This window comes from Gordonia sp. 852002-10350_SCH5691597 (genome assembly GCF_001665715.1).
Classification (GTDB): domain Bacteria; phylum Actinomycetota; class Actinomycetes; order Mycobacteriales; family Mycobacteriaceae; genus Gordonia; species Gordonia sputi.
On record NZ_LZMO01000099.1, the window covers coordinates 1 to 17,383 of the forward strand.

Annotated in this window: 15 protein-coding genes; 7 read left to right on the forward strand and 8 right to left on the reverse strand. The window is 64.6% G+C overall.

What is annotated here, in order from left to right; all coding sequences use genetic code 11:
- Positions 1-124: 124 nt before the first annotated feature.
- Positions 125-1,492: an MFS transporter gene (locus A5777_RS07205; protein WP_005208363.1), complete on the reverse strand. Its 1,368-nt coding sequence runs from the start codon at positions 1,490-1,492 to the stop codon at positions 125-127.
- Between the two features lie 252 nt (positions 1,493-1,744).
- Here A5777_RS07205 and A5777_RS07210 point away from each other — a divergent pair, with 252 nt between their 5' ends.
- The 4 genes from A5777_RS07210 to A5777_RS07225 all read left to right on the forward strand — a co-directional run bounded on the left by A5777_RS07210 (position 1,745) and on the right by A5777_RS07225 (position 5,023).
- Entirely contained in the window at positions 1,745-2,830 is a 1,086-nt protein-coding gene (locus A5777_RS07210) for a ferredoxin reductase (RefSeq protein ID WP_005208364.1), read from the forward strand.
- Positions 2,831-2,832: 2 nt separating this feature from the next.
- The gene (locus A5777_RS07215) at positions 2,833-4,023 is read left to right on the forward strand and encodes a fatty acid desaturase family protein (RefSeq protein WP_064862143.1); all 1,191 of its coding nucleotides are present in this window, start codon (positions 2,833-2,835) and stop codon (positions 4,021-4,023) included.
- 5 nt (positions 4,024-4,028) lie between these two features.
- Entirely contained in the window at positions 4,029-4,337 is a 309-nt protein-coding gene (locus tag A5777_RS07220; RefSeq protein WP_005208366.1) for a hypothetical protein, read from the forward strand.
- 173 nt (positions 4,338-4,510) lie between these two features.
- The gene (locus tag A5777_RS07225) at positions 4,511-5,023 is read left to right on the forward strand and encodes a DUF4395 domain-containing protein (RefSeq protein ID WP_005208367.1); all 513 of its coding nucleotides are present in this window, start codon (positions 4,511-4,513) and stop codon (positions 5,021-5,023) included.
- Between the two features lie 342 nt (positions 5,024-5,365).
- On the opposite strand, the gene A5777_RS07235 is transcribed toward A5777_RS07225, so the two are convergent.
- The 5 genes from A5777_RS07235 to A5777_RS07255 all read right to left on the reverse strand — a co-directional run bounded on the left by A5777_RS07235 (position 5,366) and on the right by A5777_RS07255 (position 9,933).
- Entirely contained in the window at positions 5,366-6,457 is a 1,092-nt protein-coding gene (locus tag A5777_RS07235; RefSeq protein ID WP_269446991.1) for a Ppx/GppA phosphatase family protein, read from the reverse strand.
- On the reverse strand, positions 6,454-7,017 hold the full coding sequence (locus tag A5777_RS07240) for a DUF501 domain-containing protein (protein ID WP_005208370.1): 564 nt from the start codon (positions 7,015-7,017) through the stop codon (positions 6,454-6,456). The genes A5777_RS07235 and A5777_RS07240 overlap by 4 nt, the downstream gene beginning before the upstream one ends.
- A gap of 31 nt (positions 7,018-7,048) precedes the next feature.
- Entirely contained in the window at positions 7,049-7,762 is a 714-nt protein-coding gene (locus A5777_RS07245; protein ID WP_064862146.1) for an FtsB family cell division protein, read from the reverse strand.
- Between the two features lie 13 nt (positions 7,763-7,775).
- Entirely contained in the window at positions 7,776-9,059 is a 1,284-nt protein-coding gene (gene eno, locus A5777_RS07250; RefSeq protein WP_064862150.1) for a phosphopyruvate hydratase, read from the reverse strand.
- A gap of 130 nt (positions 9,060-9,189) precedes the next feature.
- On the reverse strand, positions 9,190-9,933 hold the full coding sequence (locus A5777_RS07255) for a lytic transglycosylase domain-containing protein (protein ID WP_064862147.1): 744 nt from the start codon (positions 9,931-9,933) through the stop codon (positions 9,190-9,192).
- A gap of 128 nt (positions 9,934-10,061) precedes the next feature.
- Here A5777_RS07255 and efeU point away from each other — a divergent pair, with 128 nt between their 5' ends.
- Genes efeU through efeB form a run of 3 tightly spaced genes read left to right on the forward strand, consistent with a single transcriptional unit; the run spans position 10,062 to position 14,258 of the window.
- Positions 10,062-11,726, forward strand: a complete 1,665-nt coding sequence (gene efeU / locus A5777_RS07260; RefSeq protein ID WP_064862148.1) for an iron uptake transporter permease EfeU — start codon at positions 10,062-10,064, stop codon at positions 11,724-11,726.
- Positions 11,723-12,916 carry an iron uptake system protein EfeO gene (gene efeO, locus A5777_RS07265; protein ID WP_064862149.1) on the forward strand — a complete coding sequence of 398 codons (1,194 nt, stop codon included), beginning with the start codon at positions 11,723-11,725 and terminating at the stop codon, positions 12,914-12,916. Before efeU ends, efeO begins: the two co-directional genes overlap by 4 nt.
- 4 nt (positions 12,917-12,920) lie before the next feature.
- Positions 12,921-14,258, forward strand: coding sequence for an iron uptake transporter deferrochelatase/peroxidase subunit (gene efeB, locus A5777_RS07270; RefSeq protein WP_064862151.1), 1,338 nt, complete (start codon positions 12,921-12,923; stop codon positions 14,256-14,258).
- A gap of 519 nt (positions 14,259-14,777) precedes the next feature.
- On the opposite strand, the gene cysC is transcribed toward efeB, so the two are convergent.
- Positions 14,778-16,724 (reverse strand): adenylyl-sulfate kinase, encoded by a 1,947-nt coding sequence (gene cysC, locus A5777_RS07275; RefSeq protein WP_005204008.1) that lies wholly within the window; start codon positions 16,722-16,724, stop codon positions 14,778-14,780.
- Positions 16,724-17,383: sulfate adenylyltransferase subunit CysD (cysD, locus tag A5777_RS07280; protein ID WP_231894569.1), on the reverse strand; the 660-nt coding region annotated here is incomplete at its 5' end. The genes cysC and cysD, both read right to left, overlap by 1 nt.

Below are 17,383 nucleotides of genomic sequence, written 5' to 3' on the forward strand. Positions count from 1 at the left end.
CTATTCTGCTTCAAATTTTTCTATTCCACATAATATCAATTTATCACCACCAACCCCTCCCAATTGGGCTCCGCCCCCCCCCCCACCGAGGTGGGCAGCTCTCCCATTGGTCAGCCGGCGTTGGTCACTTCGTGACCGCGACACCAGGAACTGCGTTCGGGTCCTCCCGAACCGATGCGGGATTCGTCTCCCGCAAACGCCATGCCGACGCAAAAGTGATCAATCCCATCACCGCGACGAAGGCTGCGACCAGCGTCGTGGTTCCGGTAGCGGAGATCAGCCAGGTCATGATGAACGGCGTCGATCCGCTGATCAGGATGGCAGCGAGCTGGTAGGCCAGCGAGGCGCCCGAGTAGCGGACGTGCGGCTCGAACAGTTCACCCATGTACGCGGCGATCGGCCCGTAGGTCATCGACTGGAACACGGCAGCCACCGTGACCGCGATCATGAACATCGGCAACGACGCCGTATTGACGAGCATGAAGTACGGGAACGCCCACAGCAGAATCCCCACGCCGCCGATCATGATGAGCGGTCGGCGTCCGACTCTGTCCGACAACGAGCCCGCCCAGATCGTGACCGGAAGCGAGACAAGGCAACTGAGCATGGACCCGATCAGCAATTCGTCTCGATCCATGCCGAGTTCGGCTGTCGCATAACTCAATACGCCCGCAATCGAGATATAGAAGATGGAGTTGGTCGCAGCGAGCAGACCACAGCCCAGCAGGATCGTCCGCCAGTGCTTCTTGACGGCCTCCACCAGCGGCGCCTGTGTGACCTCCTGCCTACCTGCAGAGACTTCCTGTTCCAGCTCCTTGAACTCGTCACTGTCCTCGACGCGCGTCTGGATGAAGTAGACCACCGGGAACAGCACGACGCTGAGCAGGAACGGAATACGCCAACCCCATTCCAGGAACGCCGAATTCGACACCGCGGAACTCGATCCCAAAAAGATCATGTTGCCCAGCAGAACACCGCACGCCACACCCATCTGACCGAAGGTGCCCGCGAAGCCACGCCGCTTGGGACTTGCCGACTCCGTCAGCAACAGCACGATTCCGCCCCATTGGCCGCCACAAGCCAAGCCCTGTAGGAATCGCAATGCGACCAACAGGATCGGTGCCGCGACTCCGATCGTTCCGGCGGTCGGCAGACACCCGATCAGGAACGTCGCCAACCCCATCACGAACAGGCAGACCACCACGACTGGCTTTCGGCCGAACTTGTCACCGTAGTGGCCCGCAATGATCCCGCCGATCGGTCGCGCGACGAAGCCGGCCCAGAAGGTGCTGAACGACAGCAACGTCCCCATCAACGGCGATGAGTCGGGAAAGAAGATGTGCGGGAACACCAGTGCCGCAGCAGTTCCGTAGAGGAAGAAGTCGTACCACTCGATCGAGCTACCGACGAGCCCCGCGGCGAGCAACTTCCGATGCGCTCGCCTTCTTCCCTGCGCGACCTCGTCGCCCTGGGCAACTACTTCTGATGTCATCGATCACTCCTCATTCGGCTTCAGCAGATTGAACTGAATCTGAGTTCATATTCAGAGACGAAGTCAGTGATGTCAATCACTTGAGACAAATTGAAGTGATGTGAATCATCACCCAGCCCGAAAGAGAGCTGGCCTTCAGATCCATAGAGGGGTGCACAACTGAGAGAAGACGTGCAACACTATTCAGAGCACAGTCGTTCACTGAACGGTTGTGACAGCCTCACGAATCATCGCTTCCGAACGGAGCACTGCATGAGTATCCGTCTTCCCGAGGTGATCGGATCGGTCGTCGAAGCAGGCCTCTCGCCGCATCCGGTCGACCGGTACCTCGAACTGCTCGACCCCATGATCACCTGGCGCGATCTGCGCGCAAAGGTTGTCGACGTCACACGTCCGACCTCACGAACCGTCCGCATCACCTTGGCCCCCACCAGGCAGTGGCGCGGCCACCGCGCAGGACAGTTCATCCAGCTCAAGGTGGTTATCGACGGCGTCAGACACGTCCGTTGCTTCTCGCCTGCCAACGCGCAGGGGCACTCCGACGTCATCGAGTTGACCATCACCGCTCACGACGACGGGTTCGTCTCGACGTACCTCCGCGACAATGCGAAAGTCGGCGACGTCTACGGCCTCGAACAAGCCGACGGCGATTTCGTCCTACCGCAGAGTCCGACGGGTCCCGTGGTGTTCGTCAGCGGAGGCAGCGGCGTAACGCCGACGCTGTCGATGCTGAGAACACTTGTAGCCTCAGCGCACGGTGGTCCCGTCACGTTCGTCCATTACGCACGGACGTCCGACGGCGTCGCGTACGCCACAGAACTCAATGCGCTCGCAGCCGCGCACTCGAACGTCGATGTGCGCCTGCGGTACACCCGCGGGTCCCACGGAGATTCCAATGCAGGACACTTCGCACCTGCACATCTCGATGGCATCGCTCTCGACGACGCGGACGTCTTCGTCTGCGGGCCGTCCGCGCTGATGGATGCTGTCATCGACCACCTCACCGACGCCCACCCCACGGCGCGAGTACACAGTGAATCCTTCCGCCCGACTCCGGCGGCGATCATCGATCCCGACGAACCGATCTCCGGCGACGTCGCATTCACGACGTCCGGCAAGGTCGCAGCCAACGACGGCCGCACCATTCTCGATCAGGCGGAATCCGCAGGACTATCTCCCAAGTCGGGCTGCCGAATGGGAATCTGCTTCTCCTGCACCGCAGTAAAGAAATCCGGCTGCACCCGCAACGTGCTGACCGGCGACATCGACAGCGAAGCCGACAAGCAGATTCAGCTCTGTATCAACGCACCTGTCGGCGACGTGGAAATCGAGGTTTAACAATGACTGTCACCACCATCACCCCGTCCGAACACACCAACGTTCCGCCTGCGCTGCGCGGATCGTCGGACCCCAACACCCTTCATCTGAGCTACGAGCAGGTCGAAGCGCTCGGTCGCGACCTCGACGAGGTGCGCGCGCGCGTCGTCGCCGACCTCGGCACGAAGGACCGCGAATACCTGTACTCGATCATCCGCGCGCAGCGTGGTTTCGAGATCGCTGGCCGCGGGCTGCTGTTCTTCGGTTGGTTCCCCCCTGCCTGGGTCGCCGGTGTCGGCGCACTGAGTGTGTCCAAGATCCTCGACAACATGGAGATCGGGCACAACGTCATGCACGGCCAGTACGACTGGATGCGCGAGGACACCTACAACTCGCGCGAATTCGAGTGGGACACAGTGTGTCCCGCCGACCAGTGGAAGCACAGCCACAACTACATGCACCATACCTTCACCAACATCATCGGTGAGGACCGTGACATCGGCTACGGCATCCTCCGGATGGCCCGCGACCAGAAGTGGAACCCCTACTATCTCGGCAATCTCGGATACGCGACAGCGCTGATGCTGCTGTTCGAGTGGGGTGTGATGCTCCACGACCTCGAGGCCGAGAACATCGTGGCGGGCAAGCGCAAGTGGACCGACATCAAGGGCCTGGTCAAGGGCATGTGGCGTAAGGCGAGCAAGCAGGTCCTCAAGGACTACATCGTCTTCCCCGCGCTGTCGGGTCCGTTCTTCCTCCCGACGCTGCTCGGCAATGCCAGCGCGAACCTGGTGCGCAACATCTGGACGTACTCGATCATCTTCTGCGGCCACTTCCCCACCGGGGCACAGACGTTCAGCGCCGACGAATGCAAGGACGAGACGCGCGGGCAGTGGTATCTGCGACAGATGCTCGGCTCAGCCAACATCACCGGGAGCAGCCTGTTCCACATCATGAGCGGCAACCTCTCGCACCAGATCGAGCACCACCTCTTCCCCGACATCCCCGCAAGCCGCTACCCCACGATCTCCGAGGACGTCCAGGAGATCTGCGAGAAGTACGGCCTGCCGTACAACACCGGCCCTCTGCACCAGCAGTTGGCGTCGACATGGTCGAAGATCGCGAAGCTCTCCCTGCCCAACTTCTTCATGACCTCCGACGACAACGACCTCACCGTCATCGTCGAGCGAGAGAAGTCGGCCGGGGTAGCCTGACGCACATGATCGATCGCTACGAACGCAACAAGGACATCGTCCAGGAGATCGTCGAATCCACCGCAACGCACGTCGGACGGATCGCGACGATCATCACGACTGCGGTCGCCGACGTTGCGCGCGAGGTCGGCGACATCGTCACCGACGGCTTCGAGATGCGTGATGCGGCTCGAAAGGCCAAGGCCGACGACCATCGTGAGGTCGTCGACGCAGAGTTGGTCGACGCGATCGACGATGCCGACGCCACCGAGACGGCGATCCGTGCCATCGAGACCGACCGCAGGGATGCGCCCGAGGAGCACGACCGCGCATAGTTCGTCGCACATTCACGGCGGGGCCTGATCCGATCAGGCCCCGCTGTTGTGCATTCGGAGCCATCTCCGCTGGTCGGCGGGGTTCCGATCATCGTGACGCCAAGGTTGGCGGCAGCAATCGGCCGCGCCGTAATGTTGTGGTGTTTCGCTAGCCTCGTCTGCCTTGGAGTCCCGTGTCCGCACCAGCCATCCTCACCTTCCCCAACCCGGTCAACGAGTATGCCGCCCGGTCGACGGCGGGTCTGGTCGTCATCCTGGCAATCGTTGCCAACGTGGTGAATCACCCCATCGTCTACGCGTTGCTGGCTCTCGGATTCCTGCTGCGCGTGATGGCAGGCCCCAAGCTGTCGCCATTCGGCCAGCTCTCCGTCCGGGTCATCGCGCCCAAGATCTGGCGCAAGAGCAAGCTCGTCCCCGGACCGCCCAAGCGCTTCGCGCAAGCGATCGGACTCGCCTTCTCCACCACCGCGCTGGTTCTGAGCCTGCTCGGCTACGGGCTGGCAGCACAGATCGTCGTCGGCCTGCTGATTGTCGCGGCGGTGCTGGAATCGGTATTCGGATTCTGCCTCGGCTGCGTGATCTTCGGGTTCCTGCAGCAGCGCGGCGTGATCCCCGAGGACGTGTGCGAGGCCTGCAACAACATCTGGCTGCGCAATCCTGAGCAGGCACCCGCCGACACTCACTGAGTTACCCCGGCGCCGATGTAACACTGGCACGGTGGAAAAGCCCGGATACGACGCCCTGGCGCAGCTCTACGCCGACTCCTTCCCGACTCCGTACCAATGTGCCGTCGAACGTGGCATCGCTGAGCGCCAGACACCATCGCGTTCGATCACCGCGTCGCGCCTGCCTGGCGCTGGCATCCGGATGCGCTCGCGCGCGTGCTGTTCGACGCAGGCTTCGACGAAGCGTGGCGGATGATCGCGCAGGCCGACGACACCCATCGATTCGCCGAGTTTCACCTGATGGCGCGGCGTCGATGAAGGTCGTGTTGTGACAGGACTTTTCGCGGCCCAACCAGTGAGGGCCTAGTCCAGCAAGCCCAGGGCAATGCCATCGAGGATGTCGTGCTCGCTGACGACGAGTTCGGAGATGCCTGCGCGTTCGGACAGGACCCGAGCGAGCTCGAGCGTCACCAGCGCCCCACCGCCGATCACATCGACGCGACCGGGATGCATCGGTCCGAGCGCTGCGCGGGCGTCGCGTGTCATCGCGACGAGGTCGTGACAGACGCGGTCGAGGTCGTTGATTCCGATGCGCGACAAGTGGATTGCGTCGGAGTCGTAGACGTCCATCCCCGCATTCACGGCCGCGATGGTGGTGAGTGTTCCCGCCACCCCGACCCAGGTGTGTGCACCCTCGACCGGCACGGCGTCGAATGCGACGGCGAGTCTGTCGTGAATGAACTGCGTGGCGTCGCGAACCTCGTCTGCGGTGGGCGGGTCGGAGTGCAGAGCGCGCTCGGTGGTGCGCACGCATCCGACATCGGCAGAGTACGCAGCCGACACCCCCTCCGCACCGCCGAGCACGACTTCGGTCGAGCCGCCGCCGAGATCGGTCACCACGAACGGCCCTTCGGCAGGATCGAGTTCGCCGACGGCACCGCGGAACGACAGCCGCGCCTCCTCGTCACCGGTGATCACCTCCGCCTGCGCACCCTCGACGACGCAACCGAGCAGCTCCGCGGTCATCGCGAAGAAGACGTCGCGGTTGCGCGCGTCGCGGGTTGCCGAAGTGGCGACCATACGAACGCGTTCGACGCCGAGCGAGCGCATCACGTCGACGTAGTCGGAGAGCGCTACGCGAGTTCTCTCGATCGCCTCGTCGGCGAACTGTTTCGTGGCGTCGACCCCCTGCCCGAGGCGCACAACCCGCATCTCGCGGTGCAGATCGCGCAGGCGGAGGTGGTCTCGACAAGCTCGACCAGCGGAACCTTCAGCTCGACCAGCGGAACCTTCAGCTCGACCAGCGGAACCTTCAGCTCGACCAGCGGGTTGGGCATCGCCAGCGGGCTGGGCATCTCGACCAGCAGGGGCGGCGCCGGCGGGAGGGTTGGCCTCCTCTGCGACCAGCAGTCGGATGGAGTTGGTGCCGCAGTCGACGGCGGCGACCACGGTCACTGGTCGGACTCCGCATCGTCTGTGGTAGCGGGGATTTCGGGCCAGTCGGCCGGAATCGCCGTGCCGCGCATGCCATTTGCGGCGGCGAGCGCCACGGCCTCGTCGCCGAGGGGATTGACACCCGGCCCCTTGGCGAGCGAGTGGGCGATCAGGACATGCAGGCACTTGACCCGATCCGGCATGCCACCGCCGGAGAAGTCGGTGCCGAGCGATTCGATGGCGTCGCGTTCGGCGAGGAACGACTCGTGTGCGCGACGGTAGGCGGCGGCGAGATCGTCGTCGACGGCCAGGCGTGCGGTCATCTCCTTCATCACACCTGCCGACTCGAGTCGACTCGCCTCCGCGGTCAAGCGGGGATCGGTGAGGTAGTAGAGCGTCGGAAATGGCGTGCCGTCGGGCAGCCGCGGGGCGGTCTTGACGACGGCGGGCACACCGTCTGGAGTGCGATAACTGACCTCGATCACGCCGCGGGGCTCACGCCCGAGTTGTGTGGCGATGGTGGCGAGGTCGTCGTCGCTCACCTGCTGGCCGGCAGAGTGGTTGCCGTCGGATGTACTCACGCTTCTTTGCTACCAGTTCGGTGTGGCGAACTCAGTGCGACCCCGGGGCGTCGGCTCCGGGCGGGGTCGATACGGACTGCCACAAATTGCCGTACCAGGGGTTGGCTTCGTGTGCCGCTTCGCGCTGACGCTCAGCGCTTCGGGCAGCCTCGTCGGGATAGAGCATGACGAACGGCGTCTCGCCCGGCTTGACCAGCTTGAGTCGTTCTCGTGCCTTGGCCTCGATGTAGGCGGGGTCGTTCTGCTCGTTGACCTTTTGCTGGTAGTCGGCGACCTGGTCGCGCAACTGCGCGTTGGACTCCTCGAGTTGGGAGAACTCGGAGTGCTGCGAAAAGTAGGTGCGCAGCGGCATCGCCAACGTGAGCGCGACGATCCCGACCACCAACGACAACACCACGGCACGCTTCGCGTCGATGTGGTGGAGTCGCTGCGCAATCCGTTCGGTGAAACCCGCCCGTCGTCGACGCTGTGCCCGCAGCTGCTCGCGTTCACGCCGAACGTCGGAGAATCCGTCGCCCGCGTCGCTCTCGATGTCGGGGAGATCGTCAGAGTGTTCGTCGGCGACCTCGGCCTCGAAATCGATGACCGCGTCGTCGTAGATCTCCTGTTCGCCGGTCTCGATGACCGAGACCGGCGAACGGCGAGACGTCGATCGCTCACGCCGGGGCGACTTGCGGGCACGCTCCCGGGAGCGGGGGTCGCTCGTCGACGCACGCGTGCGTCGACGTCCTGAGCCCTGTGCCATGGGCTCTAGCTAATCACGAACCGTACGTATATCGGGGGAAGGCGAGGTCTCCCGCGTAGCGTGCCGCGTCGCCGAGGCCCTCCTCGATACGGAGCAACTGGTTGTACTTGGCGACACGCTCGCTGCGCGCGGGTGCGCCGGACTTGATCTGACCGCAGCCGCATGCGACGGCGAGGTCGGCGATCGTGGTGTCCTCGGTCTCGCCCGAACGATGGCTCATCATCGTCTTGTAGCCGTTGTTGTGGGCGAGCGTGACGGCGTCGAGGGTTTCGGTGAGCGTTCCGATCTGATTGACCTTGACCAGCAACGCATTTGCCGCACCCTTGGAGATGCCCTCTTCGAGACGCTCGGGGTTGGTGACGAACAGATCGTCGCCGACGAGCTGCACCTTGTCGCCGAGCGCGTCGGTCAGCTTGACCCAGCCGTCCCAGTCGTCCTCGGACAGGCCGTCCTCGATCGACACGATCGGGAACTCGTCGACGAGCTTCTCGTAGTAGCTGATCATCTCGTCGCTCGTGAGCTTCTTGCCCTCGAGGCTGTACACGCCGTCGCTGTAGAACTCGGTCGCCGCGGCGTCGAGAGCGATCGCGATGTCGCGGCCGAACTTGTAGCCCGCAGCCTCGACGGCTTCACCGATGACAGCGATGGCCGACGCGGTGTCGGGGAGGTCGGGGGCGAAGCCACCCTCGTCGCCGAGCGCCGTGTTCAGACCGCGCTTGTGCAGCACCGACTTGAGCGAGTGGTAGACCTCAGCACCCCAGCGCAGCGCCTCCTTGAAGGTCGGCGCGCCGATCGGAGCGATCATGAACTCCTGGAAGTCGATGCCGTTGTCGGCGTGCTCGCCGCCGTTGATGATGTTCATCATCGGAACCGGGAGGATGTGGGCGTTGGGGCCGCCGATGTAGCGGAACAGCGGCAGCCCTGCCGACTCTGCGGCACCCTTGGCCACCGCAAGCGACACGCCGAGAATGGCGTTGGCGCCGAGCCTGCTCTTGTCGGGAGTGCCGTCGGCGTCGATGAGGGCCTGGTCGACGAGCCGCTGCTCTTCGGCCTCGATACCGATGACCGCGGGTGCGAGTTCGCTCAACACGCCCTCGACGGCCTTGGTGACGCCCTTTCCGCCGTAACGCTTGCCGCCGTCACGCAGTTCGACGGCCTCGTGCTCACCCGTCGACGCGCCGGATGGCACAGCGGCACGTGTGAACGTGCCGTCGTCGAGGACGACCTCGACCTCGACAGTCGGGTTGCCTCGCGAGTCCAGAATTTCGCGTGCACCAACCTGTTCGATGATTGCCACGGTGTTGCCCCTATCGGTGAACATGTCGGCGCCTCGCGCAGCCGACGGGTACGGGATCAAAGCCTAGTCGGTGAAGTCAACAGTCACGCATCAAGCACGCAAGGCGGGGGCGTCGAGGCCGGTGCGGCGTTCAGTAGCGGACGTTGATCGAGTACGCGTTGGCGTGATCGCGCACATCGATCACGTACGCCATCGAATTGTTGTAGACCTTGACCGCCTTCTCCCAACCCTGCGGTGTGGTCATGTCGCCGCCCGCTGACACGCACAGGTAGCGGGCCGCTGACAGCGCGGCGTCGTCGATGTTGTCCGGATCGGCCTTGCCGTCACCGTTTGCGTCGACGCCGTACCGTCGCCATGTCTCGGGGATGAACTGGAACGGACCCATCGCACGGTCGTGGGTGGCGTCGCCGTCGAGTTTCCCGCCGTCGGTGTCGGGGATCTCCATGTTTCCGCGCGTCCCGTCGAGCGGCACGCCCCGGATCGGCGGGCGGACATCTCCGTTCGGCGCGATCTCGGAGCCTCGGTACTGACCGTGTTTGCTTTCGACGCCACCGATGCCTGCGAGCGTTGTCCATCCGATCCCACACTCGGGGTGTTGCTGCCTTTGGATTTCGGCGGCGTTGCCGTAGGCCTCCAGCGCGACGAACGGGATACCCGTGGCGTCGGAGATCGGCTTGGCCCAGTCGCGTAGCTGCTCGGCAGTACGGCCCGGAGCGTTGATGTCGACGAAAGGTACCGGCGTCCCGAGGCCGGGCGGTATGCCGTCGGGAATGTCGGGACGCTTCAGGGAGGGCAGGTCAAGGCACGCCGACGTCAGAATTGCGACGCAGCTGAGAGCGGATATCGAGGCGAGTGCCCGTCGAACGATGGTCATCGATTCACCATCGTGCCATTGGTCCCTTGGTGATCTCGCATCACGCAGCGTAGCCTTAGCTCGCTTACGGTAAGTAAGGCTGTGCTGACCAGCCACAACACAGCAAATCGGACAAACCGGAGAGATACGTGTTCGCGACCCTCATCATCGGCCTCCGCGAGGGGCTCGAGGCGGCGCTCATCGTGGGCATCATCGCGGCCTTCCTCCGACGCCAGGGCCGCACCGACGCGCTGCGCTGGATGTGGGTCGGGGTCGGCGTCGCCGTCGCCATCTGCGTCGCTGTTGCCATCGGACTCGAGGTGCTGTCGCGCGACCTGCCGCAGCGCCAGCAAGAGGGCCTCGAAACCGTCATCGGCGTCATCGCCGTCGCGATGGTCACGTACATGATCGTGTGGATGCGTCAGCACGCACGCGATCTCAAGGGCGACCTGGAGACCGCGGCCACCGAAGCGGTCAACGAGGGTTCGGCGATCGCGTTCGTGATGATGGCATTCCTCGCGGTGCTCCGCGAGGGACTCGAGACGTCGGTGTTCCTCGTCGCGGCGTTCAACGCCAGCAACAACGCCGTGCCGTCGGCGGTGGGCGCGATTCTCGGAATCGGCATAGCGGTGCTCCTGGGCTACGGCATCTATCGCGGTGGCGTACACATCAACCTCGCCCGCTTCTTCAAGGTCACCGGCCTGCTGCTCGCCCTGGTCGCCGCAGGACTCGTGATGACCGCCTTCCGCACCGCGCACGAGGCGGGCTGGCTCAATGTCGGTCAGCAGCAGGTCGTCGACCTGACGTGGCTGGTCCAACCCGGCTCCATCCAATCCTCGCTGCTCACCGGCGTTCTCGGGATTCAACCGAAGCCTGTGCTCATCGAGGTCGTCGGCTGGGCGGTGTATCTGCTCATCGTCGGCACGATCGTGCTCTGGCCCGCGGGCAAGGCATTCCCCCGACGCGCCGCAGGGCTGGCGTGCGGCGCACTCGCCGGCGTCCTCGCGATCGCGGCCGTCGTCGTCTTCTCCACCGCGCCGGCCGAACCGGCGGCGCCGTCGGACACGATGCGCGCCAGCGCCTCCGGCACGCCGTCGACTTCTGGTGTGCTGACCGGCAAGACCATTCGGGTCCCCGACCCCGTCGCAGTCCGCGTCGAGTCCGCCGACGCCACGCAGGCATCGGGCACACTCACCTCCGGTTCTGTGTCGACGCCGCTGCCCAAGCTCACTGCCACCGACGACGCGCAGATCGGCTCGACGAGCTATCCGACCTACCAACAGCTTGCTTCGCCGAACCTCGATATCGCCTCGCTGGTTCCCGACGCTCCCGCGCGCGTCACGCCCGCACAGGTCGCCGCGGGCAACAACGGACGCCTCCCGGTCGGTCTGAACACGCAGACGTTCGGAGCCGACGCACCGGTGATCTACACGGTCACCGCGACGGTGACGACCAGCGTCGATCCGACATTCCATTCGCCGGTCGCCGCGGATGTCCAGTACGTCGTGACCGCGACGGCAACCCCTGATTCCGGCGCGGCTGTGGTGCTCGGGAAGGTCGCAACCTTCGACGCCGAGCACACCGCTGATGCCGCCGAACTCGGTGCGCTGCAACACGCCATCGACCAACGGTCGGCACATCACACCCGATCCGTCGTCGTGCCGCTGTGGCTTGCGGCCGGCGCGGTCGTCACCGCGATTCTGGCCGGAGTGCTGCTGGTACGACGCAAGCGTCCGACGCCGCCACCTGAACACGAGGAATTGCAGACAGGGACCCTGACTGGCCCCGCTCACACAAAGGAGAAAACCACATGAGGGTGCGACCACTGGTGGCCGTCGGCGCGGCAGCCGTCGCCGTCGTCGGGATCGCGGGCTGTTCGGACAGCTCCGACTCGTCGAACTCGTCGTCGGATGTGAAGACCGTCAAGGTCGAGATCACCGATCAGGGCTGCGCGGCCACCCCGGACAAGGTCGACGCGGGGCCGATCACCTTCGAGATCACCAACAAGAATGCGGCAGCGGTCAGCGAGGTCGAGCTGATCAAGGACAACCGCATTCTCGCCGAGCGGGAGAACATCGCTCCCGGTATGGCGTCGGTGTCGTTCTCCCACAAGCTCGATGGCGGCACGTACGAGCTGTACTGCCCCGGCGCCACCAACGAAAAGTCGCAGTTCACGGTCACCGGCAAGGCCGCGGAAGCCACCGGAACGGTCGCAGACAAGCTGAAGACCGCGTCCGCCGATTACAAGGCCTATGTGATCACCCAGGTCAACAGCCTCGTTGACCACACCAGAACACTGACCGACGCAGTCAAGGCCAACAACCTCGAGGCCGCCAAGGACGCATACCCCAAGGCTCGCCCGTACTACGAGCGCATCGAACCCATCGCCGGCGCATTCTGCACCGACGGCTCGACGGACTGCTCCGACAATGCTTCTGTCAGCCTCGATTTCGCGATCGACGCCCGCCCGGATGCAGTCGGCCCCGGCGATAAGTGGGAGGGCTTCCACGTTCTGGAGAAGGCGATCTACCAGGACAAGAACCTCGCGAACATGGCGCCGGTAGCCGCGGAACTGCAGAAGAACGTCGAACTGCTCCAGAGCGTCGTCAACAAACCGGAGTTCACCCTTGCTCCCGCTGAAATCGTCAACGGCGCAGGCGATCTGCTCGACGAGGTCTCGACAACCAAGCTCACCGGTGAGGAAGAGTCGTACTCGCACATCGACATCCTCGACATGCAGGCGAACATCGAGGGCTCCGAACAGGCCTTCGCCGTGGTCAAGCCCGCGCTGAAGGAGATCGATCCGCAGCTCACGCAGACCATCACCGACGCGTTCGCCAAGGTCGACTCGCTGATCGACACCTTCCGCGACCCCAACGAGCCCGGCGGCTTCAAGAACTTCACCCAGGTGACCGCCGAGCAGAAGCGCGAGATGGCAGCCGCCATCGTCGCCGTCAAGGATCCGCTGGCACAGGCCGGCGGAAAGATCGCCGCAGCGAGCTGATGTGATGTCCGCCGACGACAACAAAACAACGCAGCAACCGGATGACGCCACCTCATCCGACCAGACCGCCGAGACGTCCGGCAGTGGACGTGGACCGCGCTTGGGACGTAGGGGGTTCCTTGGTGCCGCCGGGCTCGCCGGGGTTGTCGTCGGCGGCGCTGCGGGCGGCGCCATCGGTTATGCCGCCGCACCGAAACCGACCGACACCGCGTCGGAGACCGTCGAATTCTACGGCGAGCACCAAGCCGGAATCATTACTCCCCAACAGAATTCGCTCGTGTTCGCCGCATTCGACGTCGCCGACTCGGTGACAACGCAGCAGCTCGAGGTGATGCTCGCACGGTGGGCCGCCGCGGCGAGCCTGCTCACGCAAGGTAAGCCCGTCGGACCGGTGGAGACCCGTCCCGGCTCACCCCCCGCCGACACCGGAGAGGCATTCGACCTCGGGCCGAACAGACTCACGATCACCGTCGGCTTCGGCCCGAGCCTGTTCGACGACCGATTCGGCCTGCGCGACAAGATGCCCGCCGCGCTGAAACCATTGGGACAGTTGGCAGTCGACACAACGATAGATCCGTCGATCAGCGGCGGCGACATCTGCGTGCAAGCCTGCTCCGAAGACCCCCAGGTCGCTTTTCACGCCGTCCGCAACCTCGCCCGTATCGGCCGCAGCGTGGTCACGCTGCGCTGGCTCCAGGAGGGTTTCGGCCGCGCATCTGCCACATCGACGTCGCAGGTGACACCGCGAAATCTGTTGGGGTTCAAAGACGGAACCGCCAACATCAAGGCCGAGGACCCGAGCGTCGCCAAGGAATGGGTCTGGGTGGGCGACGAGACGGATCAGCCGTGGATGAAGGGTGGCTCGTATCTGGTGTCACGCAAGATCCGCATGCACATCGAGGCGTGGGACTCCGACGACATCGGCAACCAGGAGTTGATCTTCGGGCGCACCAAGGACGTCGGCGCTCCCCTGTCGGGCGGCAGTGAGTTCACCACGATCGACTTCCACAAACGACTCGACACCGGCAAGTACGCGGTCGACCGGTTCTCGCATGTGCGACTCGCACACCCCGACAACAACGGCGGCGCGCAGATCCTGCGTCGCGGATACAACTACACCGACGGAATCGACACGCGCACAGGAACACTCGCCGCCGGACTGTTCTTCATCGCGTACCAGAAGAACGCGCACGAGCAGTTCGTCCGCATCCAGAACAACCTCGCCCAGGACGGGCTCAACGAGTACATCGCACCCATCTCGAGCTCACTGTTCGCCGTCCCGCCGGGGCTGTCGGAGATCGGCGACTGGTACGGCAAGAAGCTCTTCGGGTACACGGACTAGCGCGGCGTCGTCGGGGCGGCGTCGTCCGGGCGGACCGGCGCCGGCCGCGCAGAAAGTAGGGGAACGAACTCTTTCCCCTACTTCCTGAGGTTTCCCCGCGACACTTCTCGAGGAAACGCACACAACCCGCGGAAGAAGCCTTTCCCCTAGTTTCTGCACCATGGGGCCCCGCACACCCGCGCAGAAAGTAGGGAAATAACTCTTTCCGCCAGTTCCTGAGGTTCCCCCGCGACACTTCTCGAGGAAACGCACACAACCCGCGGAAGAAGCCTTTCCCCTAGTTTCTGCACCATGGGGCACCCGCACGCCCGCGCAGAACGTAGGGGAAAAATTCTTCCCCCAGTTCCTGAGGTTTCCCCGCGACACTTCTCGAGAAAACACACACAACCCGCGGAAGAAGCCTTTCCCCTAGTTTCTGCACGCTTGCTCAGGCCAGCAGACCCGCGCAGAAGAAACCCTTCCCCTACTCCCCGCACCCTCGGACCACCCCCGACCGCCCGCTGATCGAGCCTGTCGAGATCACTCGGCCAGGACGCCCCGGCGGACCAGCTCGTCGACGACGCGGCCGGCTAGTTCTGCGATGTCGGCGCCGGTGGTGTCGAAGCGCAGGTCGGGGTTCTCGGGCTTCTCGTATGGCGCGTCGACTCCCGTGAGTCCCTTGAGTTCGCCACGCCGCGCGCGTTCGTAGAGGCCCTTGGGGTCGCGGCGTTCGCACTCCCCGACCGGCGTCGACACGTGCACCTCGATGAAGTCGAGGTCGGCGGCGTCGTGCAGTTCGCGGGCGATCTCGCGGTCGGACCGCAATGGCGAGACCATCGACGCGATCGCGATCACCCCGGCGTCGGCGAACAGACGCGCGAGATGCCCTACGCGCCTGATGTTCTCGGCGCGGTCGCCGGGCGAGAAGCCGAGATCGTCGGAGATCCCGTGCCTGATGTTGTCGCCGTCGACGAGGTAGGCGACGCGGGCACGATTCACCAGTTCGCGTTCGAGCGCGACAGCAACCGTCGACTTACCGGAAGCGGGTAGGCCGGTGAGCCACACCGTCGCTCCGCGCTGGCCGGTCTTGGTCCAGCGCTCGTTGCGGCTCAACGCACTCGGGTGCCACTTGATGTCGTTGCGGGTCGCCTTGCCCGGAATCACCTCGCGCGGCTCGAGGATCGTTCCCGCACCGACCGTGTCGTTCGACGCCTCGTCGATCAGGATGAACGCGCCCGTGTCGCGGTTGCTCGCATACGGATCGGCAACCACAACCGACGACGTCCGCAGCGTGAGTGTGCCGATGTCGTTGAGCGCCAACTCCGACGGCCCGACCTGCTCGAGCAGTGTCTCCGGATCGAGTTTGCGCTCGAGCGCCTGAACCGTCGCGCGTACCGTCGACGCACCCTGCTTGAGCGCGACACGATCGCCCGCGTGGAGCGGAGTCTCCGACAGCCAGCAGACCGTCGCCGACAGTTCGCGTGCGGCCACGGGCAGATGCGCATCCTCGGCCCCGCTGACGATCACGTCGCCACGGCCGACGTCGATGTCGTCTGCCAACTGCACCGAAACAGACAGCGGCGCAACGGCTGTCGGCCGAGCCGGATCGAGCGTGTCGAGCGCGGTCACGGTGGTGCGTGATCCCGACGGCAGTACGAGAACAGGATCGCCGACGTCGAGGGTTCCCGCGGCAACGCGACCGGTGTAACTACGCTTGCCGTCGGCTCCCGGCCGAGACACCCACTGGATGGGCAGACGCAGTTCGCGCGCAACGGGATTGGGCGCGTGCAGCTCGATACCCTCCAGGTATTCGAGCAGTGTCGGGCCGGTGTACCAGGGCGTGTTCTCCGACTTGTTCACGACGTTGTCGCCGAGCTTCGCCGCGACCGGGATCGCGGTGATCTCCGCTGCACCGACATTCGTGGCCAGTTCGTTGAGGTCTGCGACCAACTCTGCGAATCGCTCGGCGGAGAAGTCGACGAGATCGATCTTGTTGACCGCGGCGACGATGTGCGGGACACCGACCAACGTGGCGATACGCGCATGCCGACGGGTTTGGCGTAGCAAGCCTTTTCGTGCGTCGACGAGCAATACCGCGACATGAGCGTTCGATGCTCCGGTGAACGTGTTGCGGGTGTAGCGCTCATGCCCCGGGGTATCGGCGAGCACGTAGCTACGTGTGGGACTCGAGAAGAACCGGTAGGCGACGTCGATGGTGATGCCCTGCTCACGTTCGGCCCGCAGGCCGTCGGACAGTGCGGCCAGATCGACGTCGCCGTCGTCGGACGTGACTCCCTCGAGGTGATCTGTCGGCAGTGAGCCGGTGTCGTGCAGGATGCGGCCGATGAGCGTCGACTTACCGTCGTCGACGCTGCCTGCGGTCGCCAGACGCAGAATCTGCCGTCGACGCGTGGGAACGCCTGTCCCCAATGGGGTTTCGCTTCGCTGCGCATCCTCGGAAGGATCGCGGGTCACGGTCTCGGTCATCAGAAGTAACCCTCTCGTTTGCGGTCCTCCATGGCGGCCGACGACGTGCGATCGTCGGCGCGGGTCTCACCGCGTTCGGATACCGTTGCGGCACTGATCTCTTCGATGATCTCGGGGATCGTTGTCGCACGCGAGCGCACCGCGCCGGTGATCGTCAGGTCACCGACCGTGCGGTAGCGCACCCACTCCGTGCTGACATCGTCGGAGGAATCCGGCTGCGAGTAGGGCGACACGGTGAGCAATATGCCGTCACGGTCGAACACCTCGCGCTCGGCCGCATAGTAGATCGGCGGAAGGTCGAGGTCCTCGAGTTCGATGTAGCGCCAGATGTCGGTTTCGGTCCAATTCGACAGTGGGAACACACGAACCGATTCGCCGCGTCGGATTCGCCCGTTGTAGAGCGACCACGGTTCGGGACGTTGAGCGCGCGGATCCCACTGGCCGAACTCGTCGCGGAAGCTGAACACCCGCTCCTTGGCACGCGCGCGGTCTTCGTCGCGTCGGGCACCGCCGAACGCGGCGTCGAACCGGCCCTCCTCCAACGCGTCGAGGAGCACGCGAGTCTGGAGCCGGTTACGCGAACCCGACGGAATCAAACTCATCGTCGCATCGGTTCCCGACGCCATCGCCGCGGGACGCGTGGCGGAGTCGACCGATCC

Excerpts from the sequence above, each read along its gene's own strand:
- A5777_RS07205 (WP_005208363.1), bottom strand. The coding sequence starts at position 1,492 with ATGACATCAGAAGTAGTTGCCCAGGGCGACGAGGTCGCGCAGGGAAGA.
- A5777_RS07210 (WP_005208364.1), top strand. The coding sequence starts at position 1,745 with ATGAGTATCCGTCTTCCCGAGGTGATCGGATCGGTCGTCGAAGCAGGC.
- A5777_RS07215 (WP_064862143.1), top strand. The coding sequence starts at position 2,833 with ATGACTGTCACCACCATCACCCCGTCCGAACACACCAACGTTCCGCCT.
- A5777_RS07220 (WP_005208366.1), top strand. The coding sequence starts at position 4,029 with ATGATCGATCGCTACGAACGCAACAAGGACATCGTCCAGGAGATCGTC.
- A5777_RS07245 (WP_064862146.1), bottom strand. The coding sequence starts at position 7,762 with ATGGCACAGGGCTCAGGACGTCGACGCACGCGTGCGTCGACGAGCGAC.
- A5777_RS07255 (WP_064862147.1), bottom strand. The coding sequence starts at position 9,933 with ATGACCATCGTTCGACGGGCACTCGCCTCGATATCCGCTCTCAGCTGC.
- efeO (WP_064862149.1), top strand. The coding sequence starts at position 11,723 with ATGAGGGTGCGACCACTGGTGGCCGTCGGCGCGGCAGCCGTCGCCGTC.
- efeB (WP_064862151.1), top strand. The coding sequence starts at position 12,921 with ATGTCCGCCGACGACAACAAAACAACGCAGCAACCGGATGACGCCACC.
- cysC (WP_005204008.1), bottom strand. The coding sequence starts at position 16,724 with ATGACCGAGACCGTGACCCGCGATCCTTCCGAGGATGCGCAGCGAAGC.